This is a genomic window from Microbacterium sp. CJ77 (assembly GCF_002911615.1).
GTDB lineage: Bacteria > Actinomycetota > Actinomycetes > Actinomycetales > Microbacteriaceae > Microbacterium.
Map to the genome: position 1 here is coordinate 467,921 of NZ_PQBR01000023.1, position 22,633 is coordinate 490,553.

Consider the following 22,633-nt stretch of genomic DNA (forward strand, 5'->3'; position numbering starts at 1 on the left):
CCTCTCGACCTCGCCAGCCTGCAGTGGGCGGGCATTCATGGGCGGGAGGCGAAGCCCGCGGCGAAGCCATCTGCGTAGGCTTCTTCGCTCCCCCTGGAGAACATGTCCTTCTCGGGGACGCGCACGATCGAGCGGGCGCCGGGCAGGTCGAGCGGCCCGACGAGATCCCCTCGGCCGCGGACGACGGCGACGGGATTGCCCGTGGCCTTGCCTTTGACGAGATCTGCGGCGCTCGCCATCTCGTCGGCGACGCAGGGCAGGGTCACCGTGAGCGGACGACCCTGCGCATCGGTGTGGCCGCGGAGGTCTTCGAAGACGCGCACGCCCGCGGCCCCGATCGCGCTGTCCGTCTGTCCCTCTCTCCACGCGCGCCCGAGGGTATCCGAGACGAGCACTCCGATGCTGACACCCAAGAGCGCACGCAATCCCTCCGCGAGTCTCCGAGCCGAGGCATCGGGATCTTCGGGGAGCAGCAGCACGGTGCCCTCTGGGGTGTTGCTGGCATCGACCCCCGCCGCCGCCGAGACGATACCGAGGCGGTTCTCGACGATGCGCGTCGTGTGTTCGCCATGTGTCCGCGCGGCGACCACGCGAACCGTCTCGTCGGTGATCGCCTGCTCTCGATCCTGCGCAGGGACGAAGCGGCCCTCGGCTTTCGACACGATCTTCGACGTGACCACGAGGATGTCGCCATCCTGAAGCGAGCCGGCGGCGGTATCCGCGATCACGGAGACCAGATCCGTACCCGCGGTGATCTCGGGGATGCCGGTGAGGGCCCAGATCTGAAGCACGATTCGACTCTACGCCGCGGCGCCCCGCTGCGGGCACGGGGTCGATCGTTGCCGCACTGTGAGCAAAGCGTTTCTCGACCGCGCACGCCCGCTGGCAGACTAGGGGAATGGTGACCCTGCTTCTCGACTCGGAACGTCTCGAGGTCGTGCTGTCACCGATCGAGCGGGCGCTCGCATTCCGGCGCGGGAATATCCAGGTGCAGCGCGAGCAGATCGCGAAGGTCATGCTCACGGACGATGCGTGGATCTGGCTCCGCGGGGTTCCGAGCCCCGCGACGACCGTGCCGAGCGTGATGGCCATCGGAACGTGGAAGTCCGGGACCGGCCTCGACTTCGCCGTCATCCGCGGCCGTCGGCCGAGCGTCGTCATCGACCTCGAGGGTCACGAGGACTACGAACGGCTGCTCGTCACGACGCGCCACGGCCTCGAGCTCGTTCGCGCCCTGCGCCTCGACGGGCAGACGGACGACGCGGCGTCGGCTGACGCCGCATCCTGACCGTCGCCCGCCCGTCCGGACGGATCAGGTGACGTCGCGGGTCCAGCTGGCGATGTGCCCGATCAGCAGCAGGACCAGGGCGTACGCCAGCAGGACGAGTCCCCCATGCCACCACTCGAGGCTGTTCCCGCCTCCCGCGCCCATCATGTTGTAGATGCTCGCGCCGATCAGAGCATCGCTCGCCGCGCCGGGCAGGAATCGCGTGACCTCGGAGATCCAATCCACAAGACTGCCCGCGACCCGGAGCAGCGGCTCCACGAACTGGGTGAAGGCCAGGACGAGCACGATCGCCACGACCTGGTTGCGCACGAGCGTGCCGACGCCGATACCGATCAGCGTCCACAGCATCAGGGCGAGGAGGGACCGCCCGAACAGCGCCCAGGTGTCGCTCGAGCCGAGGGCGGTGTCCAGTCCGAGGCCCGCGAGCAGACCCGCGGCGGGTGCTACGGCCGACACGACGGCGAGGGCGCCGTACATCGCGCCGATCAGGATGCCCGCGACGAGCTTCGCCCACAGCACGGTGCCGCGCTTGGGCGTCGCCAGGAAGGTGGGGGTGAGGGTCTGGTGGCGGAACTCGCTGGTCACCATCAGGGTGCCGATGAGCAGCGGGAAGACGTAGCCGACCGAGCCGCCGATGCTGTACAGCACCGAGGCGAGACCGTCGGCGGGGATGGGTGGCGTGCCCGCGCTGGTCGGCAGGTCGCCGGATGCCGAAGCGCCGAAAACGAAAGCGAGGCCGGCGGCCGTGCTGCCCACGTACACGACGAGGACGATGGCGAGGATCCACCAGGCGGTCGTCGAGAACACCTTGGTGGTCTCGGACCGGGTTGCGGCGACAAGGCTCACGATCGCTCCTCGCTGTCGTCGTCTTCCCGGGGACGTTCGTGAGCATCGTCGCCGATGCTCTCTTCTCCGACGTCGTCCGCACGGGGCACGACCTCGATGATGCCCGTCGCGGCGACCGCGAACGACGAGACGGGTGCGTAGGTCGGGCGCGGTTCTTCGGCTTCGTCGTCCGCGTCGATGTCGATGTCGACGTCGACGGGGGAGATCCCGTCACCGGTCCGGGAAGTCGGGTCGGCGGCGGCGGATCCTTCCGCCGCCGGGTCGGCCGTGACGGCGGGGGATTCCTCGGACACTGGTTCCTCGGTAGCCGCTGGTTCCCCGGCCCCGGGTGCTTCCTCGCCGGTGCCTTCCGTCGAATCCTCCGCCACGACCGATGCTGCGGCCGGAGCGGGGACCAACGGTGCGGACGTGAGGGATGCCGCGGCGGTCGGGTGCACGCGGGACCCGTTGACCAGCTCGAGGAAGACCTCTTCCAGCGAGGGGCCTCGCTTCTGAAGCCCCGAGAGGACGACGCCCGCCGCGAGAGCGATGGCACCGATGTCGGCGGGGTCGGCGCCGCGCACCGAGACCCCGGTGCGCAGGTTCTCGTAGGTGACGCCGGCCGCCGTGAGCGCTGCGGCGAGACCCTGTCGGTCGGGAGAATCAACGACCACGGCCTGTTCGGCGGGTTCGGCGAGATCCTCGACCGACCCCTCGAAGACGAGCGATCCGTGAGAGATGATCAACAGGCGGTCGGCCGTCTGCTGCACCTCGGTGAGCAGGTGGGACGACACCAGGACGGTGCGTCCCTGGCGGGCGAGTTCGCGCAGCAGCCCGCGCATCCAGATGATGCCCTCGGGATCCAGCCCGTTCGTCGGCTCGTCGAGCACGAGCACGCCGGGGTCGCCGAGCAGGGCGAAGGCGAGCCCCAGGCGTTGACGCATACCGAGCGAGTAGCCGCCGACGCGCCGGCCCGCGACATCCGCCAGCCCCACGGTGGTGAGTACCTGGTCGACACGCGAGCGCGGCAGGCGCGCGGCCTGCGCGTAGACCTTCAGGTGGTTGGCGGCCGATCGACCGGGGTGGAAGCTCGCGGCCTCGAGCGCGGCCCCGACCGAGCGCAGGGGAGACGCGAGATCCGCGTACGAGGTGCCGCCGATCGTCGCCCGACCGCTGGTCGCGCGAACGAGCCCGAGCAGGATGCGCAGGGTCGTGGTCTTTCCGGCACCGTTCGGACCGAGGAATCCCGTGACGACCCCCGGTTCGACGCGCGCCGAAAAGTCCTGAACGGCCGCGACCGCACCGAATAGTTTGTTGACTCCGGTGAACTCCAGAACCTCGCCTTGGGGCATGCCGTACCTCTCTCTCGGACGCCGTACCCCTCATCTTGACCGATTTTGGGGCGTGAGAGCGGACCCACGCAGGGGAACCGGCGGTACGGTCGGGACATGCGAACGCTGTCGATCGAGTCCTCGCGTGTCTCAGCCAGCTTCACCCGCGGCGTCGGTCGCCTCGTGTTGCAGCGCCCCGAGGCTCTCAACGCGCTCGACCTGGGGATGGTGCGCGGCCTGCGCGATGCGCTCGAGGCGTGGCGGGCCGAGCCGGATGTCGAGCGCATCCTGCTCGAGGGCGCGGGAGATCGCGGGCTGTGCGCCGGGGGTGACGTGCGGGGTCTGGCCGAGAGCATCATGTCGGGCAACGCCGAGGGTGCCGGGTCGTTCTTCCGCGAGGAGTATGCGCTCAACGCGGCCATCGCGGAGTATCCGAAGCCGATCGTGGTCTTCGCGGACGGGGTGACGATGGGCGGCGGAATCGGACTCGCTGGGCACGCCGCCGTGCGCATCGTGACGGAGCGCTCGGCGCTCGCGATGCCCGAGACGCGCATCGGTTTCACCCCGGATGTCGGGGGCACCTGGTTGCTGGCTCGCGCCCCGGGGCGGCTGGGCGAGTACCTCGCCCTGACGGGCGGCTCGATGTCGGCGGCGGATGCGATCGATGCCGGGTTCGCCGACCTGCTGGTTCCCTCGGAACGCCTGGATGCCGTGCGCGAGGCGCTCGAGTCGCGTGCCGATCCGGGCGGCGCGACCGAGGTCGCGATGCTCTTCGACGAGTCGCCCGAGCCGTCCACGCTGGCACGGCACCGGGCCTGGATCGACCCGGCGTTCGCGGCCGACGACGTCGCGGGGATCATCGCGGCACTCCGCGAGCGGCCCGAGCCCGAGGCATCCGCCACCGCCGAACTGCTCGAGACGCTCTCGCCGACCGCGTTGACGGTCACGCTCGCCTCGGTCCGCGCGGCCCGCTCCGATCCCGACCTGCGCGCGTCGCTCGAGCGTGAGTACGGGCTGGCGATGTGGTTCGCCCACACCCAACCGGACCTGCCCGAGGGGGTCCGTGCGCGCCTGATCGACAAGGACGGGGCACCGCACTGGCGACCCGCCTCGCTCGCCGAGCTGCCGCCGGATGTCGCGGCTCAGGCGTTCGCCTTCCGACCCGAGGTGCCGCTCTGGGCCTGACGACATCCGGGCGTGCGTCCGGACGCTCGGGCGCCGTGTCCCTAGAGTGACCCTATGGAACGGTCGGAGCCCCCGCGCCACAGACGCCGCTACTCGGTGGGCGTGGTGCTCGATTGGTTCTTCTTCGTCTTCGCGGGCCTCGCCGCGATCTGGCTCGCCTACCTCGGGTTCACCGAGACGTTCCGGGTCGGATGGTGGGGCATCCCGTTCGCCGTCGTGTTCTGGGTCGTGCTCGCCTACCTCGTGCTGCCGCGATTGCACCGCATCCTGACTACGATCTACGTTCCCGACTACTTCATCGGCCGCACCCGCACGAGCGACGGGCTGCTCGGCGATCCGGTCAACCTGGCCTTCCGCGGAACCGCGGAAGAGATCGAGGCTGCGCTCGAGGTCGCGGGCTGGCGACGCGCCGACCCGGTCACCCTCGCCTCGTCATGGCGCATCATCACGTCGACGCTGAGACGTCGCAGCTACGACGAGGCGCCGGTGAGCCCCCTGTTCCTGTTCAGCCGTCAGCAGGACTTCGCCTATCAGCAGGAGGTCGACGGCAACCCCGCGCAGCGGCATCACGTGCGTTTCTGGAAATGCCCGGAGGGATGGCTGCTGCCGGGCGGAGCCCGCGTCGAGTGGCTCGCCGCGGGCACCTTCGACACCGCCGTCGGGCTGTCGCTCTTCACCCTGCAGGTCACGCACCGCATCGACGCGGACACCGATATCGAGCGCGACCACATCATCCAGACCCTCGTGGCGGCCGAGCCCGCGATCCGCATCGACGTCATCAAGGACTTCTCGAGCGGCTACCACGCACGCAATGGCGGAGGCGACAGCATCCGCACCGACGGTGATCTGCCGATCGTGGATGTCTCGGGTGTCCCGATCCCGACCGACACGCGTTCCGTCGTCGCGGAGCGCGCCGTTCTCACAGAGGGGAGCGCCTCGTGACCGGATCCGCCGGAAGGACCCCCGAGAAGCGCCCCGCATTCGAATCCCCGGGGGACCTCGTCCGCCCGGTCGGGTACGACCCGAACATGCCCCGTCCCGCCGCCATCAGCGCCGGAGCCGGTCTGGTCATGTTGCGGGTCGTCGCGGGCTTCCTGTGGCTCGCGGCACTGGCCCTCAACTGGGGTGACATCGCGCACAGCGTCGAGGTCGAGCTCGGCGAGGACGTGAAGCTGACGGAAGACGCCAAGACCATCGGGCTCGCTCTGATCCTGGCGGTCGGGGGCGTCGCGACGTTTCTCGAGGGTGTGCTGGCGGTGCTGATCTACCGGGGACACAACTGGGCGCGCGTTCTCGTCATGCTGTACGCCGTCGTGTCGATCTCGGCGGCGTTCACGACCTGGTGGGTCGGTGGCCAAGACATCCGGGTCGAGACGACTCTCGTCACGCTGAGCCTCGACATCCTCGTGCTGCTCGCGCTCTCGAGCAGGCAGGCGGCGGCATACGCGCGGCGAAAGCAGCGGCGCTGAGCGGCCCCTCCCAGGGTCCGGGCGTTAGCCTGGAGTCCGCCCGTTCGGCGGCGGAGGAGGCAGTGCGGTGTTCGACAGTCCCCTCTCGACGTCTGCCTACGGCGTGCTCGGCGTCGAACCGGATGTCGATGACGAGCAGCTCCGGCGGGCCTACCGCCAGCGACTGCGCGCGACGCATCCCGACACCGGCGGTGATGCGGCATCCTTCGGTCGGGTGCAGCGCGCGTGGGATCTCGTGGGCACACCGGCCGCGCGTGAGGCATACGACCGCGGGCACGGCTTCACGAACCATGCGCCCGATCCCGGCGCGGGCACCGACGACGATCCGTCCGGGTGGCGTCCGGCGCGGGCGAGCGCTGACACGCGGCCCCGGGCCCGCAGCCACGGGCAGCCCGGTGGCTGGCGACGCGAGCGCTACCTCACCCTGATGCGCGAATGGGTCGGCCGCGGCATCCCCCTCGAAGACCCCTACGCGCCGGCCCTGGTGCGGTCGGCACCGCACGAGATCCGCCGCCTGCTGGCGGATGCGCTCGCCGAAGAGGCCACCGCCCGCGTCGTCGCGGACCTCGGGATGGGGTTCGCGGTGTGGCACGACGTCGCCGCTTCGGGTCGCCGGGGCGATGACCCCGACGCGAAGCTCGACCACATCGTTCTCGGGCCGAGCGGTCTCTACGGGGTGCTCTCCGAAGACTTCGGGGGACCCGTCTCGCTCCGCCGCGGCGAGTTGCAGGGCGAGGACGTCGCGGGTGCGCCGATCGGCGACCTGATCGGCCGGATGCGGGTCGTGTCGCGCGCCGCGGGCGTGCGGTTCAGCGGGGCGATCGTCGTGCTGCCGGATGACGATCTGCCACAGGCGATTCTCGACGTCGGCCGTGTGCGGGGTCTGCCGGTCGTCGTGTGCGGCCGGGTCGCTCTCGCGACGGTGCTGCGCCGCGGTATCCCCGGCGCGCGGGACATGGGCGGCAACGAGGTCTTCGACGTCCGCACGCGGCTGCAGCAGACCGTGCGCTTCGTCTGAGCCGATCGACGCTCCGTCACCTGTGTCGACAGCTCGGCCTATCGCTCAGCCGGCGACGAGACCGAACAGCTGAAGCGGATGCGTGAGCCGCCACCAGAAGCTCGGCCCGGCGACCTCGTCCGCGAGCAGCGCCTCGACCTCGACCTCATCGACCGGTCCGGAGACGCTCACGGTGCCCGCGGATGCGCCGCTCGCGCGATCATCGCCGAGCGACAGGTTCGCGGCGGCCGACGAGGGCGATCCGTTCCAGAGGATGACCGATCCATCCGTCGCGGTCACGATGTCGACGGGATCCGACCACAGTGTCGATACCGTGCCGACCACCGTGCCCGCGGGCAGGGCGATCGTGGGTGCGAGCTGCGCGTCGAGTCCGTTCAGGAGGTCGCGCGCGAGGGCGAATCGCGTCTCGCCGTCGGGCTGCCCGAGCACGGAGGTGTAAGCCCGCACCGTCGTCTCGCCGATCGTGATGTCGCGCGCGGCCAGGACGTTGTAGTCACCGAAGAGCAGTCCCGTCTTGATGCCGACCATGCCGGGCTCGCCCAGCAGGGCGTTGGTGTTCTCGACCAGACCCGCCCCGGGCAGCTCGACCGACTGCTGCGCGACGATCTCGGCGATGACGGGATTCGCGAGGGCGCGGCGGGCGAGGCCGACGAGAGCCGCGGGCGTCGCGGTGTTGCGCGGGCTGATGCCCGACGAGTCGACGACGGTGATGCCCGCCAACCCGTGCTGCGTGAGCCACTGCATGGCGGCACGCGCGTAGACCGCGTCCGAGGGGTACAGGCCGTCCACGAGCTTGTCCGCATAGTTTCCGGCCGAACCGATCAGCATGCCCTGCAGGAGCTGGTACTCCGTGAGCGTGCCGCCGACCGGAACATCGAGCGCGGACTCGTCCGCCGCGAGCGTGTTGCGGTAGTTCGTGCGATCCGCGCGGGTGAATGCGTACTCGGGCCCCGACTCGCCCACCGCGAGGGGGAGTGCGTCGAGAACCACGAGCGCGGTGATGACCTTGGTGATGCTGGCCATCGGAACGGCTGCATCCGCGCTGGCGGCGGTCGTGCCCAGCCCCTCGACGGCGAGGGCGGCGGAACCCTCTGCGGGCCACGCGGGGGTGGCGGGAGCACCCGCCACCGTCTGCAGCTCGACGGCGTCGACGCGCGGCGCGACGGCATACAGCGGCCAGACGAGCATGGCGATCGCGTAGACGGCGACCAGCCCCAGGACGCTGCCGAGCGGGACGAGCACACCCGGGCGGAGCGGCGAGCGCCTCGGCCACCGTTCGACGAGCTCGGTCTGCGGCGGCACCTCGGGCTGCGGCACGGTGGAGGTGCCGTCTTCGCGAACCCACGCGAGCGCGCGGGTGGTCGTGGGAACCTCCGTCGGCGTCGGCGTCGGCGTCGGCGTCGGGGTCGGGGTCGGAATGGGCGCGGCCGCGGGCTCTGGGACCGCGGGGGCGAGGGGCGGTGCCGAGGCCGTCGCCGCCCGGGATTCATCGAGCACCGGAGTCGCGCCCGTCTCACGGCGACGTCGGGCCCGCCGGGTGAGCACGGGCTCAGGCGGGTCGTTCGAGGTCATTCGCCTACGGTACCGCGACAGCTATACTCATCCCGTCAACCACGGGAGTCCGGTGTGCCGGGCTGAGAGGAAGCGAACACGCTTCGACCGTCGAACCTGATCTGGGTCATGCCAGCGCAGGAAGGAGCACTCATGAGTACGTCCACGTCCACATCTGCCCCCGCCACCACCGGGCGCCGCGGATTCTCTGCCATCACCTGGCGCTGGAGGGTCGTCGACATCGTCGTCGCCAGCGTCATCGGTGTCGCGTCCGCCGCGATCTTCCTCGTCTGGAACATCGGCTACGAGGGGCCGAGCTCGATCCTCTCGCCCCTGCTTCCCGGGCTGCAGGGCCTGCTCGCCGGCCCGTGGCTCATCGCCGGCGTGCTGGGCGCGCTCATCATCCGCAAGCCGGGTGCCGCGCTCTACACCGAGCTGCTCGCGGCCGTGATCTCGGCCCTCGTCGGCAACCAGTGGGGTCCGCTGACGATCGCCTCGGGCCTCGTGCAGGGACTCGGTGCCGAGATCGTCTTCCTCCTCTTCGCCTACGCCGTCTGGCGCCTGCCGGTCGCGATCCTCGCCGGTGCCGGTGCGGGCCTCGCCTGCGGCATCAACGACCGCATCCTCTGGTACGCGGGTGCCGACACGACCTTCACGCTCGTCTACATCGCGGCCACGACGATCTCGGGCGCCGTGATCGCGGGTGCCGGCGCCTGGTTCGTGGCGCGCGGCCTCGCGGCGACCGGTGCCCTCGGGCGCTTCGCTTCGGGACGCGAGGTCACGCGGCGCGTCTGACGTGGTCGATCCTTCGATCGCATCCGTCGCCCCCCTCCGCCCCGCGGCGGTCGAGGCGCGGGGCTGGGGCTGGCGCTTCGCCTCGCGTCTCGGATGGGCGGTGACGGATGCCTCGTTCCGCATCGAGCCCGGTGAGCGCGTCCTGCTGCTGGGCGCATCCGGGGCGGGCAAGTCCACGCTGTTGCACGCGCTCGCCGGGGTGCTCGGGGGCGACGACGAGGGCGAGTCGCGCGGTGAGCTCACGATCGACACCCTCCCCGCGGCTCGCGCCGCGGGGAGGGCCGGGCTCGTCCTGCAAGACCCCGACAGTCAGGCGATCCTCGCGCGCGTGGGGGACGATGTGGCGTTCGGCGCCGAGAACCTCGGCATCCCGCGCGAAGAGATCTGGCGCAGGGTACGCGAGTCGCTCGACGCGGTGGGCCTGGATGTGCCGCTCGATCGGTCCACCTCGCAACTGTCGGGCGGGCAGAAGCAGCGCCTCGCGCTCGCGGGGGTGCTCGCCATGCGCCCGGGACTCATCCTGCTCGACGAGCCGACGGCCAACCTCGACCCCGAGGGTGTCCGCGAGGTGCGCGACGCGGTCACGCGAGTCGCCGAGCGGACCGGCGCGACGCTCGTCATCGTCGAGCACCGGATCGATGTGTGGTTGCCGCTCGTCGAGCGCGTCATCGTGCTCGGCGAGCGGTCCGGGTCCGAGGACGACCGCGAGGGTTCCGGCGGGGTCGGGGTGATAGCGGATGGCGCGCCCGACGATGTGTTGGGTGCCCTCGGGCCACGTCTGGCCGCGGGTGGCGTCTGGGTTCCCGGCATCCCTCCGCGACATCCCGCACCTCCCGTGCTCGCCCCGGGCCCCGCCGTGCTCGAGGCGCGCGATCTGACGGCCGGGCGCGTGAAGGGCGTGCCCGTGGCCGGACCCGTGAGCCTCGACGTGCGCTCGGGGGAGGTGCTCGGCATCACCGGGTCGAACGGTGCCGGCAAGTCCACCCTCGCGCTGACCCTGGCGGGCCTGCTGCCCGCCGTGGGCGGCCGAGTCGAGGCATCCCGCGCCCTCGCCGATTCTGCTCAGCGCGATCCGCTGAAGTGGTCGTCGCGCGCGCTGCTGACCCGGATCGGCGCGGTCTTCCAAGAGCCCGAGCACCAGCTGCTCGCGACCACGGTGCGCGGCGAGCTCGAGATCGGGCCTCGTTCCCTCGGTCTACCCGACGACGAGATCGCGCGCCGGGTCGACGATCTGCTCGTGCGACTGCGGCTCGATCGGCTGGCCGACGCGAACCCGTACACGCTGTCCGGTGGCGAGAAGCGGCGGCTGACGGTCGCGGCCACGCTGGCGACGCGCCCGCGGGTCATCGTGCTCGACGAACCGACGTTCGGTCAGGATGCCGTGACCTGGGCCGAGCTCGTCGCGATCATCGCCGAGCTGCGCGACGAGGGCACGGCCGTGGTCGTCGTCACCCACGACCCCGGGGTTCTCGATGCGCTGCACGCCCGTCGCTTCGATCTGCGAGGGACGGCATGAGCGCGCCGGTCGCGTCCCGCGTGCGCACGGGACCGATCGCGACCATCAACCCGGTGGCGAAGCTCGCCGCGGCCTTGCTGATCGCCGTTCCGCTGGTGCTGACGATCGACGCAGTCTCGGCGGCCACGGCACTGCTCCTGGAGCTGGTGCTCTTCGCCCTGTCGGGTCTGCGCTGGCGCGAGTTCTGGCTGCGGACGCTGCCCGTCTGGATCGCCGCTCCGCTCACGGCGCTGACGATCGCCCTGTACGGTGCGCCATCCGGGGCCGTCTACTTCGAGTGGCTGTTCGTGCGTGTGAGCGACGGATCGCTCGAACTGGCCCTCGCGACGTTCTTCCGCGTGCTCGCGATCGCTCTGCCCGGGGTGGTGCTCTTCGTCACGGTCGATCCGACGGACCTCGCCGACGGACTCGCGCAGCTCGTGCACCTGCCCGCGCGCTTCGTGCTCGGCGCGCTCGCCGGGATGCGTCTGCTCGGACTGCTCGGCGACGACTGGCGCGCGCTGGCGCTCGCTCGCCGCGCCCGCGGCGTCGCCGATGCCGGGCGGGTGCGGCGCACCCTCGGCATGGCGTTCGCGCTGTTCGTCCTGTCGATCCGGCGCGGGTCGAAGCTCGCGACGGCGATGGAGGCGCGCGGTTTCGGGGGCCGGATCGTCGACGCCGACGGTCACCCCGTGCCCCGCACCTGGGCCCGCCCGTCGCGGTGGGGTGCGCCCGAGTGGGTGCTCGTGACCGCCGGTGCCGCCATCTCGGCGACGGCGATCTCGGTCGCGGTGGCGACGGGCAGCTGGAACTTCATCCTCGGCCCCGCCTGACCCGCGCCGCGGGGACGGACGGGTGGCGGGGACCCCGTGTCGCGTAAAGTGGGACCGGATCTCAGGGCGTCCGGATGCGGACGCATGGCGTCGTTCGAAGGGGAGCGCATGCAGGCCGAAAGAGCGGGAGCCCTCGTCACGGGCGGGGCGAGCGGGCTGGGTCTTGCCACCGCACGGCGCCTGGCCGCCGATGGTGCGCTCGTCACGATCGTGGACCTCCCGACGTCGCGCGGCGTCGAGGTGGCGGCCGAACTCGGTGGTGTCTTCGCCGCCGCGGACGTCACGAGCGTCTCCGACGTGCGGGCCGCTGTGGCCGAGGCATCCGCTCTCGCCCCGTTGCGGGTCGTCGTGGCGTGCGCCGGGATCGCGACGGCCGCGAAGCTGCTCGACCGGGACGGAAACCCCACGCCCCTCGAGGACTTCGAACGCACGGTGCGCGTCAACCTCGTCGGCACCTACAACGTCATCGCGCAGTCCGCCGCGGCGATGATCGCAACGGAACCGGATGCTTCGGGCGCACGTGGTGTCATCGTCACGACGGCGAGCGTCGCCGCTTTCGACGGCCAGATCGGGCAGCCGGCCTACTCCGCGAGCAAGGGCGGGGTGCACGCGATGACGCTGCCGATCGCGCGCGAGCTCGCCCGCTACGGCATCCGGATCTGCACGATCGCCCCGGGCATCATGGAGACCCCGATGCTGCACGGGTTGCCGCAGGCGGCGCAGGACTCGCTCGGCGCACAGGTTCCGTTCCCGCCCCGCCTGGGGCGACCCGACGAGTTCGCGGCCCTGGTGGCGCACATCGTCGACAACGGCTACCTCAACGGCGAGACGATCCGCCTCGACGGCGCGATCCGGATGGCGCCCAGATGAGTGCCAGACGCGGCAGAGGCGTGGACGCGCTGTGCACACCGTCGCCTATCCGGCACCGCACCGGGTGGGACCCGCGGATCGTCTCGGTGCGCGCCCCGCCGTTCATCGACCCATGCGACGCTGTGCACGCATCAACCGGGAGGCGTACCCACGAATCGGGGGAGGACCCGTCCATGAGTGATTCGATCCGCTACGCCCGCGACGGCGCGCTCGCGCGGCTGACCCTGAACCGTCCCGCGTCGCTCAACGCGATGGGGTTCGAGATGGGCACCCGCTGGCGCGACCTCGCGCGCGAGATCACCGCCGACCCGACGGTCGGTGCCGTGATCCTGGATGCCGCGGGCCCGGCCTTCTGCGCCGGGGGAGACGTCGTCGAGATGGCGACCTCGGGCGCCGCCGGTGCCGACGTGACCGCAGCCGCCCAAACGATCCACGAGGGCATCCGCGCGTTCGTCGAGTCCGACAAGCCGGTCGTCGCGATCGTGCAGGGCGCCGTCGCGGGCGGCGGGCTCGGACTCATGCTGACGGCCGATTACATCGTCGCCGGCGAGGGCGCCCGGTTCGTCAGCAAGTACGCCAATATCGGTCTGACCCCCGACCTTTCGGTGTCGACCCTGCTCCCGGCGGCCGTCGGCCAGACGCGGGCCCTGCGGATGCTGCTTGCCGACCTCACGATCGATGCCGCGACGGCGCTCGAGTGGGGCCTCGTGACGGAGGTCGCCGCAGACCCGGCGGCCCGCGGCGAAGAGATCGCCCGGTTCTGGCTGGGCGGCGCGACCGCGGCGTTCGGGCAGGCCAAGCGACTGGTGCGAGCGGGCGCCCGGCGGTCGTTCGCCGAGAACCTCGCGGACGAGGCGCGCACGATCGGCGCCGCGTTCGACACCCCCGATGCCCGAGCCCGCGTCGCCGCGTTCGCCGCGGCATCCGTCCGTCCGTCAGCACGCCCCGCAGCTCCGAAGGAGACCTCATGACCGACCGCACCCTCGCCGGCAAGACCATCCTGATGTCGGGCGGCAGTCGCGGAATCGGGCTCGCGATCGCCCTTCGCGCCGCAGCGGATGGCGCCAACGTCGCCCTTCTCGCCAAGACCGACACCCCGCATCCGAATCTCGAGGGCACGGTGCATTCGGCCGCGGAGCGCATTCGCGAGGCTGGGGGGCACGCGCTCGCGATCGTCGGCGACGTCCGCACCGACGACGACATCACCGAGGCCGTGTTGAAGACGACGGGCGAGTTCGGCGGCATCGACATCGTCGTGAACAACGCCAGCGCGATCGACCTGTCGGGCTCTCTCGACCTGTCGCCGAAGAGGTACGACCTCATGCAGGACGTCAACGTCCGGGGCACCTTCATGCTCTCGCGTGCGGCGGTTCCCCTGCTCCGCGAAAGCAGCAACCCGCACATCCTGTCGCTGTCGCCGCCGCTCAACCCCTCGCCGCGCTGGCTCGGCGCGCACACCGGTTACACGCTGTCGAAGTTCGGGATGACGATGGTCACGCTGGGTCTGGCCGCGGAATTCGCGGCCGACGGCATCGCGGCGAACACGCTGTGGCCGCGCACGACGATCGCGACGGCCGCGGTGCAGAACCTGCTCGGCGGCGATCGGGTGATGGCCGCGAGCCGGATCCCCGAGATCTATGCCGACGCCGCGTACCTCGTGCTCACGGCGCCCTCGCGCGAGAACTCGGGCCGTTCGCTGATCGTCGAGGACGTGCTCGAAGAGAGCGGGGTCACCGACTTCTCGGGCTATGCCGCGGTTCCCGGCACGCCGGATGATCGGCTCTTCCCCGACATCTTCCTCGACTGAGTCGGCCACGCATGCCCGTGATGAGCGCCGGCATCCTGCTGTACCGGATCACCGGCGACGAGCGGATGTCGCACGGTGACGTGCCGTCGTTCGAGGTCCTGATCGCGCACATGGGCGGGCCTTACTGGGCGAAGAAGACCGACGGTGCGTGGACCATCCCCAAGGGCGAGTTCGATCCGGATGCGGAGTCCGCCCTCGATGCCGCGCGACGCGAGTTCCGCGAAGAGCTCGGCGTCGAGGCTCCCGACGTCGCATACGCCGAACTCGGGACGTTCCCGTACGCCTCCGGCAAGCGCATCACCGTCTTCGTGGGGGACGGTGCGGACTTCGCGCCGGAGGCGTTCAGCTACGGGACCTTCGAGCTCGAGTGGCCGCCGCGCTCCGGCCGCACGGTCGAGTTCCCGGAGGTCGACGACGCGCGGTGGACCGATGCGGCGGCCGCGGCATCGCTCCTGGTGCGCGGCCAGCGACCCGCCCTCGAGGCCCTGACCCGTCACCTCGGGGACGTGTCGGGCGAGCGCTGAGGGTCGCGCGAGGCTCAGCTCAGGCGTTTGCGCAGGAACACCTGCTGGATGCCGTCGTCGCCGTCCACCCGCTCGGATTCGACGTAACCCTCGCGCTCGTACAACCGCAGGTTGGCCTCGCTGAGCGATCCCGTGAACAGCTCCGCCTCCGTGGCCCCCGCGTCGCGGCCCGCCGCCTCGACGGCGGCCAGAAGGCGCGATCCGATCCCCTGCCCCTGCTGGTCGGGGGCGATCGCGATCCGACCGATCAGGAGCAGGTCCCCGTCGCGCCGGGCGCGGACGGCACCGACCATGCGGGACCCGAGGTGCGCCACGCATCCGTCGTTCTGCTGCAGCTCGGACTCGACCTCGGCGAGCGTCTGGGTGAGCGGTGGCATGTTTGGGGTGCCGTAGATGAGGGCCTCCTGCACGAAGGCCGCGCGCTGCAGTGTCATCACCTCGCCCGCGTCCTCGGGGCGGATGGGCCGTACGGCGATGTCCTCACTCACCTTTTCCACGGTAGTCGTCCCGTAGCCTGGAATCATGACCTCCCTGCCTCCCGAGTCCCCCGTCCGCCCGACGGGGCCGGGTCCCGTGCGCCAGGTGCGTCCGGCGACGGAGGGATGGCAGCAGCAGAAGGATGCCTCGGGCCGGCCGCTGCTGCAGTTCGCGAGCCCCAAACGGGGCAAGCCCCCGGTGCACCTCGCCGACCTCACGCCCGAGGCGCGCGTCGCGCGGGCGAAGGAGCTCGGCCTGCCGGGCTTCCGTGCCAAGCAGATCGCGACGCACTACTTCCGTCATCACACCTCTGACCCGGCGCTCATGACCGACCTGCCGTCCGAGCGTCGCGAAGAGCTCGTGTCGGCTTTCCTCCCGCCCCTGCTGACCGAGGTCCGGCGTCTGCAGACCGACGGCGGCGACACGATCAAGTTCCTCTGGAAGCTGCACGACGGCGCGCTGGTCGAGTCCGTCCTGATGCGCTACCCGGGGCGGATCACGCTGTGCGTCTCGTCGCAGGCGGGCTGCGGCATGAACTGCCCGTTCTGCGCGACCGGGCAGGCGGGGCTCACCCGCAACATGTCCGCGGCCGAGATCGTCGAGCAGATCGTCCGGGCCAACGCACTCATCGCGGCGGGTGAGCTCGGCGGCAAGCGCTCCGACGACCACAGCATGGAGCGGGTCAGCAACATCGTCTTCATGGGGATGGGCGAGCCGCTCGCCAACTACGCGCGCGTCATGCAGGCCGTGCGCGTCATGGTCGCGCCGCAACCCGAGGGCCTCGGCATGAGCGCCCGCGGCATCACGGTCTCGACGGTCGGTCTCGTCCCGGCCATCCTGAAGCTGGCCGCGGAAGACATCCCCGTGACCTTCGCGCTGTCGTTGCACGCGCCCGACGACGTGTTGCGCAACGAGCTGATCCCGGTCAACTCGCGCTGGAAGGTCGATGAGGCGCTCGACGCGGCCCGCACCTACTTCGAGAAGACCGGCCGCCGCGTGTCGATCGAATACGCGCTGATCAAGGACATGAACGACCACGCCTGGCGGGCCGATCTGCTCGCCGACAAGCTCAACGCGCGGGGCCGGGGCTGGGTGCACGTCAACCCGATCCCGCTCAACCCGACGCCCGGGTCGATCTGGACCGCGTCCGAGAAGTCGGTGCAGAACGAGTTCGTCCGCCGACTGAACGACGCGGGCATACCGACGACGCTCCGCGACACGCGCGGCAAGGAGATCGACGGGGCGTGCGGTCAGCTCGTCGCGACGGTCGACGACGAGGCCGCGGCCGCCGCGACCCCGTAGTCGCTCGTCACGTCGCGTTCCACAGGTCGCGGTAGTAGGCCATCGGCTCGATAGGTCGTGCCCCCACGACTGTTGACACACACGGCCTGTACCTCCGCGCCGCCCACGAGCCGACGCACGCGCGCGGGCACGGGGCCGGTCTCGTGGGGAATGGACATGTCCGCCTCAGGGGTTCGCGCGCGGGTTAGCGTAGACGAATGGTCAATTATCGCTACCTCGGCAACAGCGGCTTCAAGGTCTCGGAGATCACGTACGGGAACTGGGTGACGCACGCCTCGCAGGTCGAGAACGACGCGGCCATCGCGACGGTCCACAAGGCGCTGGATCTCGGCATCACGACATTCGACACCGCGGATGCCTACGCCAACACCGCCGCGGAGTCCGTCCTCGGCGAGGCGCTCAAGGGGCAGCGGCGCGCGTCGCTCGAGATCTTCACGAAGGTCTACTGGCCGACCGGGCCCAAGGGACCGAACGACTCCGGCCTCAGCCGCAAGCACATCATGGAATCGATCGACGGTTCGCTCGAACGCCTCGGGACCGATTACGTCGACCTGTACCAGGCGCACCGCTACGACTACGAGACGCCGCTGGAAGAGACGATGCAGGCCTTCGCCGACATCGTCCGCCAGGGCAAGGCGCTCTACATCGGCGTCTCGGAGTGGACCGCCGACCAGCTTCGCGCGGGCCACGCGCTCGCGAAGGAGCTGAAGTTCCAGCTCGTGTCGAACCAGCCGCAGTACTCCGCGCTCTGGCGCGTGATCGAGGCCGACGTCGTCCCGACGTCGGAAGAGCTCGGGATCTCGCAGATCGTCTGGTCGCCGATGGCTCAGGGCGTCCTCAGCGGCAAGTACCTGCCGGGCCAGGCGGCGCCCGCGGGTTCGCGTGCCACGGACGAGAAGAGCGGCGCGAACTTCATCAAGCGCTTCCTCGACGACGACGTGCTGTCCGCCGTGCAGAAGCTGAAGCCGGTCGCCGAGCAGGCGGGCCTGACGATGCCGCAGCTCGCGATCGCCTGGGTGCTGCAGAACCCGAACGTCGCGGCCGCTCTCGTCGGGGCGTCGCGCCCCGAGCAGCTCGAGGACTCGGTCAAGGCATCCGGTGTCGTGCTCGACGCCGACACGATGGCCGCGATCGACACCGCCCTCGCGCCCGTCGCGGTGACCGACCCGGCCCAGACCCTCGAGGTCTCGCCGAAGTCCCGCCCGTAGCGGACTCGCCGTCCCGGTAGCGCTGCGTTCGGCCGAGTCCGCCGGTTGCTGCCGACTCCGCCCGTCGATCACGGCGGGCGAGCGGCGCGCTCGACGATAACCGGCGGGCTCGACGCTCCCGGCGCTCTCGGTGGGCTCGGTGAGGTGGTCAGCGCCCGTTCTTCGGCGCGACCGACACGTCGAGCCGGGGATGCAGGCCGCCGAGGGAGGACCAGGCGCTCTCGACGCCGTTCTGCGCATGCTCCGACGAGCGCACGGCGCGTTCGTCCGCCCACGCGTTGAGCACGTGACCCGAATGCCCGCGGACGTGCTCGAGTACGACATCCGGCATCCCCGCCGCGCGGCGGGCATCGCGTGCAGAGATCAGTTGCTCGAGGATGTCGACGTTCTTCGTCGGCGCGCCGGTCGAGGTCTTCCACCCGCGGCGCCGGTGCCCGTCCATCCACCTCGTGTACGTATCGATCGCGTACTTCGAGTCCGCTTGCACGACGAGTTCGGCCACGTCGGGGTGGTCTTCGATCGCCTTCAGCAGCCCGAGCAGCTCGCCGATGTTGTTGGTGCCCTCGCGGATCGAGCCCGCTGCCCAGTGACCGTCCTCGCCGACCCACGCCCAGCCCGCCGGTCCCGGATTGCCCTTGCACGCGCCGTCGGTCGCGACGATGTAGCGAGAGGATTCGGTCACTCGGGCAAGGCTACCGGCGTGCGGGGTCGGTCTGGCACGCCGGCGCCGGCGCCGCCGCTCACACCGCCGGGGTCGCCGCCCCGGCCAGTCGGATCCAGGTCTCGACGACCGTGTCGGGATTGAGGGAGATCGAATCGATCCCCTCTTCGACGAGCCATTCGGCGAGGTCCGGATGGTCCGACGGGCCCTGGCCGCAGATGCCGACGTACTTGCCGCGCGCCCGGCAGGCGGCGATCGCCATCGACAGCATCTTCCGCACCGCCGGGTCGCGTTCGTCGAATGTCGACGCGACGAGCGAGCTGTCGCGGTCGAGCCCGAGGGTCAGCTGCGTCATGTCGTTCGAGCCGATCGAGAACCCGTCGAAGTAGTCGAGGAAATCGTCCGCCAGCAGGGCGTTCGAGGGCAGCTCGCACATCATGATGACCTTGAGGTCCCGCTCGCCCCGCCGCAGACCGTTCTCTGCGAGCAGCTCGACGACAGCGTGACCCTCGCCGACCGTGCGGACGAACGGAACCATGATCTGCACGTTCGAGAACCCCATCTCGTCCCGCACGTGCCGGAGCGCCTCGCACTCCATGTCGAAGCAGGGACGGAAGTCGGGCGAGATGTACCGCGATGCTCCGCGGTAGCCGAGCATCGGGTTCTCCTCGTGTGGTTCGTAGCGGTCGCCGCCCAGCAGGTTGGCGTATTCGTTCGACTTGAAGTCGCTGAGGCGCACGATGACGGGCTCGGGCCAGAACGCGGCCGCGATCATCGAGATCCCCTCGGCGACGCGCTGCACGAAGTAATCCCGCGGAGACGCGTAGGCGGCCGTAGCGGTGCCGATCTGCTCTTTCAGATCCGCCGGAAGCGTGTCGAACTCGAGCAGGGCTCGCGGGTGGATGCCGATCTGCCGGTTGATCACGAACTCCAGGCGCGCGAGGCCGACGCCGTCGTTCGGCAGGCGAGAGAACGAGAACGCCTGGTCGGGCGTGCCGACGTTCATCATGATCTTCACGGGTGCCTTCGGCATCCGGTCCAGGTGCGTCAACTGCTCTTCGAAGTCGAGCAGTCCGCGGTACACGAACCCGGTGTCGCCCTCGGCGCACGAGACCGTGACCTCGTCGCCGTCCGCGATCACCCGCGTGGCATCGCCCGTGCCGACGACCGCGGGGATGCCGAGCTCGCGCGCGATGATGGCGGCGTGGCACGTGCGGCCGCCGCGGTTGGTGACGATCGCGCTCGCCCGCTTCATGATCGGCTCCCAGTCGGGGTCCGTCATGTCCGCGATGAGGACCTCGCCGGGGCGGAAGGCATCCATCTGCGAGACGTCCCGCAGCACGCGTGCGGGTCCGGATCCGATCCGCTGCCCGATGGCGCGACCCGCGACGGCGACCTCGCCCGAGTCGTTCAGCACGAAGCGGCGGATGACTCCGACATCCGTCCGCGAGACGACGGTCTCGGGCCGGGCCTGCACGATGTAGAGCCCGCCGTCGATACCGTCCTTGGCCCACTCGATGTCCATCGGCCGGCCGTAGTGCTGCTCGATCACGAGCGCGTGGTGGGCCAGTTCGGTGATGTCGTCATCGCTGAGAGAGAAGCGGATGCGGTCGGCCACCGGCACGTCGACGAACGCGGTGCTCGCGCCGGCGTGCCGGTCGTTCGTGTAGCGCATCGCGATGGCCTTCTCGCCCACCGAGCGCTTGAGGATCGCGGGCCGTCCCGCGGCCAGCGCCACCTTCGACACGTAGAACTCGTCGGGATTGACCGCTCCCTGCACGACGGCTTCGCCGAGCCCGTACGAGCTCGTGACGAACACGGCGCCGTCGAAACCCGACTCGGTGTCGACCGTGAACATGACGCCCGCGGCGCCGAGGTCCGAGCGCACCATCCGCTGCACACCGGCCGAGAGGGCGACGTCGTGGTGCTCGTAACCGTTATGCGCACGGTAGGCGATGGCGCGGTCGTTGTAGAGCGAGGCGAAGACCGAACGGATGGCGCCCAGCACGTTGTCGATGCCCGAGATGTTGAGGAACGTCTCCTGCTGACCCGCGAAGGACGCGTCGGGCAGATCCTCGGCGGTGGCGCTCGATCGCACCGCCCACGTCACCTCTTCGCCCCCGGCATCGCCGGCGTCGCCCGTGAGACGCTCGTACGCCGCGCGGATGTCTCGCTCGATGTCCTCCGGCAGCGCCTGCTCTTCTATCCACGTCCTGATCTCGGACCCGGCCGCGGCGAGCCCCGCGATGTCCTCGACATCGACGGCATCGATCCGCCTGCGGATGCGTCCCTCCAGGTCGTCGGCCGTGAGGAACGAGCGGTAGGCATCGGCCGTCGTCGCGAACCCGCCGGGCACCTTCACGCCGAGTGCTGACAGGTGCGAGACCATCTCGCCGAGAGATGCGTTCTTGCCGCCGACGCGGGCGACGTCGGCCATGCCGACCTGGTCGAACCAGAGGATGTTCGTCATGCGAGGACCTTTCGGAGGGGTGATCGCGCGAGTTGCGCCGGTCAATGGGAGGACGTGGTCAGGGGCGGAGGCGGAGGGACTGCATGATGACGGCCGACATCTCTTCCACGCTCTTGGTCGAGGAGTTCACGAACGGGATGTGCGCGCGCCGGTAGAGGTCCTCGGCGCGGCGCAGCTCGAGGGTGCACTGGGCGAGGCTGGCGTAGGTCGAGTTGGCGCGCCTCTCGTGGCGCACCTGGCTGAGCCGGAGCGGCGTGGTGGTCAGGCCGAAGCAGCGCGTCCGGTAGCGCTCGAGTTCGCGAGGCAGGCCCTCGGTCGGGTAGTCGTCATCGGTCAAGGGGTAGTTCGCCACGAGCAGGCCGTACTGCAGGGCCAGGTACATGGTCGTCGGAGTCTTGCCGCAGCGTGAGGGGGCGACGATGACGACGTCCGCCTGGTCGAGCGCGCGGAAGCTCTGGCCGTCATCGTGTTCGATGGCGTACTCGACGGCTCGCATGCGCGCGAAGTAGCGCTCGGTGTCGCCCACGGTGTGGAACTGCCCGAGCTGCTCGGATGCCGTCGTGCCGAGCGCGCCCTCGAGCTCGGTGAGGTGCCCGCTCAGCAGGTCGATGTGCGTTGCGCGCGCCGCCCGGATCGTGGCTCCGAGCTCATGCCCCTTCACGGTGCTGAAGACGATCGGCTCGGCCCCCGCCGCGCCCGCGGCCTCGATGTCGCGGACCACGGCCTGTGCGGCCGGTACGGAGTCGATGAACGGAAGCGTTCGACGTGCGAACGTGACGCCCGGAAAGTTGGCGAGGAGTGCGTTGCCGAGGGTCTCGGCCGTGATTCCCGTGCTGTCCGACACGAAGAACGCCGTGCGGTCCGGCTGCGATGGGCTCACGTCGGTGCTCTCTCTCGGGCGCGGTTGCGCCTTCGAGATCGAACCTACGAAAGTTCTGCCTCAATCAGCGGCAAAACGAGTCGAAAGTTTCGGGGAAATTATGCGATCGGCAGGAAGGGGCGAGCGGCTCGCCTATGCGCGCCGCTCGTCGTCCGGCACCTCGTCGCGCGTGGCGGACGAGCTCGTCGCGCGTTCGGCACGCCATTCGGAGGCGAGGCGAGGCATCCGTTCGGCGAGATAGCGCAAGAAGTCCGCGGTGTCGCGAGCGCGATCGACCGAGAGGGGAGCGTCGACGTTCTCGCGGGCGATGGCGTCCATCTGGGCGGCCAGGTTCGCGTAGAGGGGAGCGTTGACCGTGATCATGTCGGCCCAGGCATCGTCGACCAGATCGTAGCGATCACGTCGGTCGCCCGGCCGGGGGAGGCGCTGGATGAGGCGCATCGAGACGAGGTAGCGCACCGCGCCCGAGACCGCGGCGGCCGACACGCCCAGCCGGTCCGCCAGATCGGCGGCCGTGTACCCCTCGTCCGGAGATCCCACGAGCGCCATCATGACGCGCGCGGGCATCCGCGGCATCCCCGCTGCGGCCAGCATCGCGGCGGCCTGCTCGGCCGCCTCGGTCCCGGGATGGTCCATGATTCGAA

23 protein-coding genes and 1 riboswitch are annotated in these 22,633 nt (G+C 70.5%); of the genes, 14 read left to right on the forward strand and 9 right to left on the reverse strand.

Annotated features, from left to right (window positions below; genetic code table 11):
• Positions 1 to 35 precede the first annotated feature (35 nt).
• Complete coding sequence (cofE, locus tag C2868_RS14095; protein ID WP_100812749.1) at positions 36 to 791, reverse strand: coenzyme F420-0:L-glutamate ligase; 756 nt, start codon at positions 789 to 791, stop codon at positions 36 to 38.
• Positions 792 to 898: 107 nt separating this feature from the next.
• Here cofE and C2868_RS14100 point away from each other — a divergent pair, with 107 nt between their 5' ends.
• The gene (locus C2868_RS14100; protein ID WP_100812750.1) at positions 899 to 1,288 is read left to right on the forward strand and encodes a hypothetical protein; all 390 of its coding nucleotides are present in this window, start codon (positions 899 to 901) and stop codon (positions 1,286 to 1,288) included.
• A gap of 24 nt (positions 1,289 to 1,312) precedes the next feature.
• Here C2868_RS14100 and C2868_RS14105 read toward each other — a convergent pair whose 3' ends face one another.
• Positions 1,313 to 2,134 carry an ABC transporter permease gene (locus C2868_RS14105; RefSeq protein WP_100812751.1) on the reverse strand — a complete coding sequence of 274 codons (822 nt, stop codon included), beginning with the start codon at positions 2,132 to 2,134 and terminating at the stop codon, positions 1,313 to 1,315.
• A complete protein-coding gene (locus C2868_RS14110) occupies positions 2,131 to 3,465 on the reverse strand; it encodes an ABC transporter ATP-binding protein (RefSeq protein WP_100812752.1) in 1,335 nt (444 codons plus the stop codon). The genes C2868_RS14105 and C2868_RS14110 overlap by 4 nt, the downstream gene beginning before the upstream one ends.
• Before the next feature lie 96 nt (positions 3,466 to 3,561).
• Between C2868_RS14110 and C2868_RS14115 the strand changes: the two genes are divergently transcribed.
• From C2868_RS14115 to C2868_RS14130, 4 genes are all read left to right on the forward strand, one after another.
• The gene (locus C2868_RS14115) at positions 3,562 to 4,629 is read left to right on the forward strand and encodes an enoyl-CoA hydratase/isomerase family protein (RefSeq protein WP_100812753.1); all 1,068 of its coding nucleotides are present in this window, start codon (positions 3,562 to 3,564) and stop codon (positions 4,627 to 4,629) included.
• Positions 4,630 to 4,683: 54 nt separating this feature from the next.
• Positions 4,684 to 5,571, forward strand: a complete 888-nt coding sequence (locus C2868_RS14120) for an LssY C-terminal domain-containing protein (protein ID WP_100812754.1) — start codon at positions 4,684 to 4,686, stop codon at positions 5,569 to 5,571.
• Entirely contained in the window at positions 5,568 to 6,098 is a 531-nt protein-coding gene (locus tag C2868_RS14125) for a hypothetical protein (RefSeq protein WP_100812755.1), read from the forward strand. The genes C2868_RS14120 and C2868_RS14125 overlap by 4 nt, the downstream gene beginning before the upstream one ends.
• 67 nt (positions 6,099 to 6,165) lie before the next feature.
• Positions 6,166 to 7,116 (forward strand): J domain-containing protein, encoded by a 951-nt coding sequence (locus C2868_RS14130; RefSeq protein ID WP_100812756.1) that lies wholly within the window; start codon positions 6,166 to 6,168, stop codon positions 7,114 to 7,116.
• 45 nt (positions 7,117 to 7,161) lie between these two features.
• Here the strand turns inward: C2868_RS14130 and C2868_RS14135 are convergent, their stop codons facing one another.
• Positions 7,162 to 8,688, reverse strand: coding sequence for a D-alanyl-D-alanine carboxypeptidase family protein (locus tag C2868_RS14135; RefSeq protein ID WP_103663502.1), 1,527 nt, complete (start codon positions 8,686 to 8,688; stop codon positions 7,162 to 7,164).
• Positions 8,689 to 8,719: 31 nt separating this feature from the next.
• Positions 8,720 to 8,828: riboswitch (TPP riboswitch) on the forward strand.
• On the opposite strand from C2868_RS14135, the gene C2868_RS14140 reads away from it, so the two are divergent.
• The 7 genes from C2868_RS14140 to C2868_RS14170 all read left to right on the forward strand — a co-directional run bounded on the left by C2868_RS14140 (position 8,821) and on the right by C2868_RS14170 (position 14,991).
• Positions 8,821 to 9,462 (forward strand): ECF transporter S component, encoded by a 642-nt coding sequence (locus C2868_RS14140; RefSeq protein ID WP_100812758.1) that lies wholly within the window; start codon positions 8,821 to 8,823, stop codon positions 9,460 to 9,462. Its footprint overlaps the riboswitch before it by 8 nt.
• Position 9,463: 1 nt before the next feature.
• A complete protein-coding gene (locus tag C2868_RS14145; protein WP_232711386.1) occupies positions 9,464 to 10,978 on the forward strand; it encodes an ABC transporter ATP-binding protein in 1,515 nt (504 codons plus the stop codon).
• Positions 10,975 to 11,790: an energy-coupling factor transporter transmembrane protein EcfT gene (locus C2868_RS14150; protein WP_100812759.1), complete on the forward strand. Its 816-nt coding sequence runs from the start codon at positions 10,975 to 10,977 to the stop codon at positions 11,788 to 11,790. The genes C2868_RS14145 and C2868_RS14150 overlap by 4 nt, the downstream gene beginning before the upstream one ends.
• A gap of 108 nt (positions 11,791 to 11,898) precedes the next feature.
• Entirely contained in the window at positions 11,899 to 12,660 is a 762-nt protein-coding gene (locus C2868_RS14155) for an SDR family NAD(P)-dependent oxidoreductase (protein WP_100812862.1), read from the forward strand.
• Positions 12,661 to 12,833: 173 nt separating this feature from the next.
• Entirely contained in the window at positions 12,834 to 13,631 is a 798-nt protein-coding gene (locus C2868_RS14160) for an enoyl-CoA hydratase/isomerase family protein (protein ID WP_100812760.1), read from the forward strand.
• On the forward strand, positions 13,628 to 14,467 hold the full coding sequence (locus tag C2868_RS14165) for an NAD(P)-dependent oxidoreductase (protein WP_100812761.1): 840 nt from the start codon (positions 13,628 to 13,630) through the stop codon (positions 14,465 to 14,467). Before C2868_RS14160 ends, C2868_RS14165 begins: the two co-directional genes overlap by 4 nt.
• Positions 14,468 to 14,478: 11 nt before the next feature.
• Complete coding sequence (locus C2868_RS14170; protein ID WP_100812762.1) at positions 14,479 to 14,991, forward strand: NUDIX domain-containing protein; 513 nt, start codon at positions 14,479 to 14,481, stop codon at positions 14,989 to 14,991.
• A gap of 14 nt (positions 14,992 to 15,005) precedes the next feature.
• On the opposite strand, the gene C2868_RS14175 is transcribed toward C2868_RS14170, so the two are convergent.
• Positions 15,006 to 15,425 (reverse strand): N-acetyltransferase, encoded by a 420-nt coding sequence (locus tag C2868_RS14175; RefSeq protein ID WP_232711396.1) that lies wholly within the window; start codon positions 15,423 to 15,425, stop codon positions 15,006 to 15,008.
• Positions 15,426 to 15,513: 88 nt separating this feature from the next.
• On the opposite strand from C2868_RS14175, the gene rlmN reads away from it, so the two are divergent.
• Positions 15,514 to 16,770 (forward strand): 23S rRNA (adenine(2503)-C(2))-methyltransferase RlmN, encoded by a 1,257-nt coding sequence (rlmN, locus tag C2868_RS14180; RefSeq protein WP_100812764.1) that lies wholly within the window; start codon positions 15,514 to 15,516, stop codon positions 16,768 to 16,770.
• A 197-nt stretch (positions 16,771 to 16,967) separates the two neighbouring features.
• Complete coding sequence (locus tag C2868_RS14185) at positions 16,968 to 17,978, forward strand: aldo/keto reductase family protein (protein ID WP_100812765.1); 1,011 nt, start codon at positions 16,968 to 16,970, stop codon at positions 17,976 to 17,978.
• A gap of 148 nt (positions 17,979 to 18,126) precedes the next feature.
• Here the strand turns inward: C2868_RS14185 and C2868_RS14190 are convergent, their stop codons facing one another.
• The 4 genes from C2868_RS14190 to C2868_RS14205 all read right to left on the reverse strand — a co-directional run bounded on the left by C2868_RS14190 (position 18,127) and on the right by C2868_RS14205 (position 22,625).
• Positions 18,127 to 18,660 (reverse strand): ribonuclease H, encoded by a 534-nt coding sequence (locus tag C2868_RS14190; protein WP_100812766.1) that lies wholly within the window; start codon positions 18,658 to 18,660, stop codon positions 18,127 to 18,129.
• Positions 18,661 to 18,718: 58 nt separating this feature from the next.
• Positions 18,719 to 21,109, reverse strand: a complete 2,391-nt coding sequence (gene ppsA / locus C2868_RS14195) for a phosphoenolpyruvate synthase (protein WP_100812767.1) — start codon at positions 21,107 to 21,109, stop codon at positions 18,719 to 18,721.
• Between the two features lie 58 nt (positions 21,110 to 21,167).
• The gene (locus C2868_RS14200; protein WP_100812768.1) at positions 21,168 to 21,989 is read right to left on the reverse strand and encodes a pyruvate, water dikinase regulatory protein; all 822 of its coding nucleotides are present in this window, start codon (positions 21,987 to 21,989) and stop codon (positions 21,168 to 21,170) included.
• Positions 21,990 to 22,121: 132 nt separating this feature from the next.
• Positions 22,122 to 22,625, reverse strand: a complete 504-nt coding sequence (locus tag C2868_RS14205; protein ID WP_100812769.1) for a GbsR/MarR family transcriptional regulator — start codon at positions 22,623 to 22,625, stop codon at positions 22,122 to 22,124.
• Between the last annotated feature and the right edge of the window lie 8 nt (positions 22,626 to 22,633).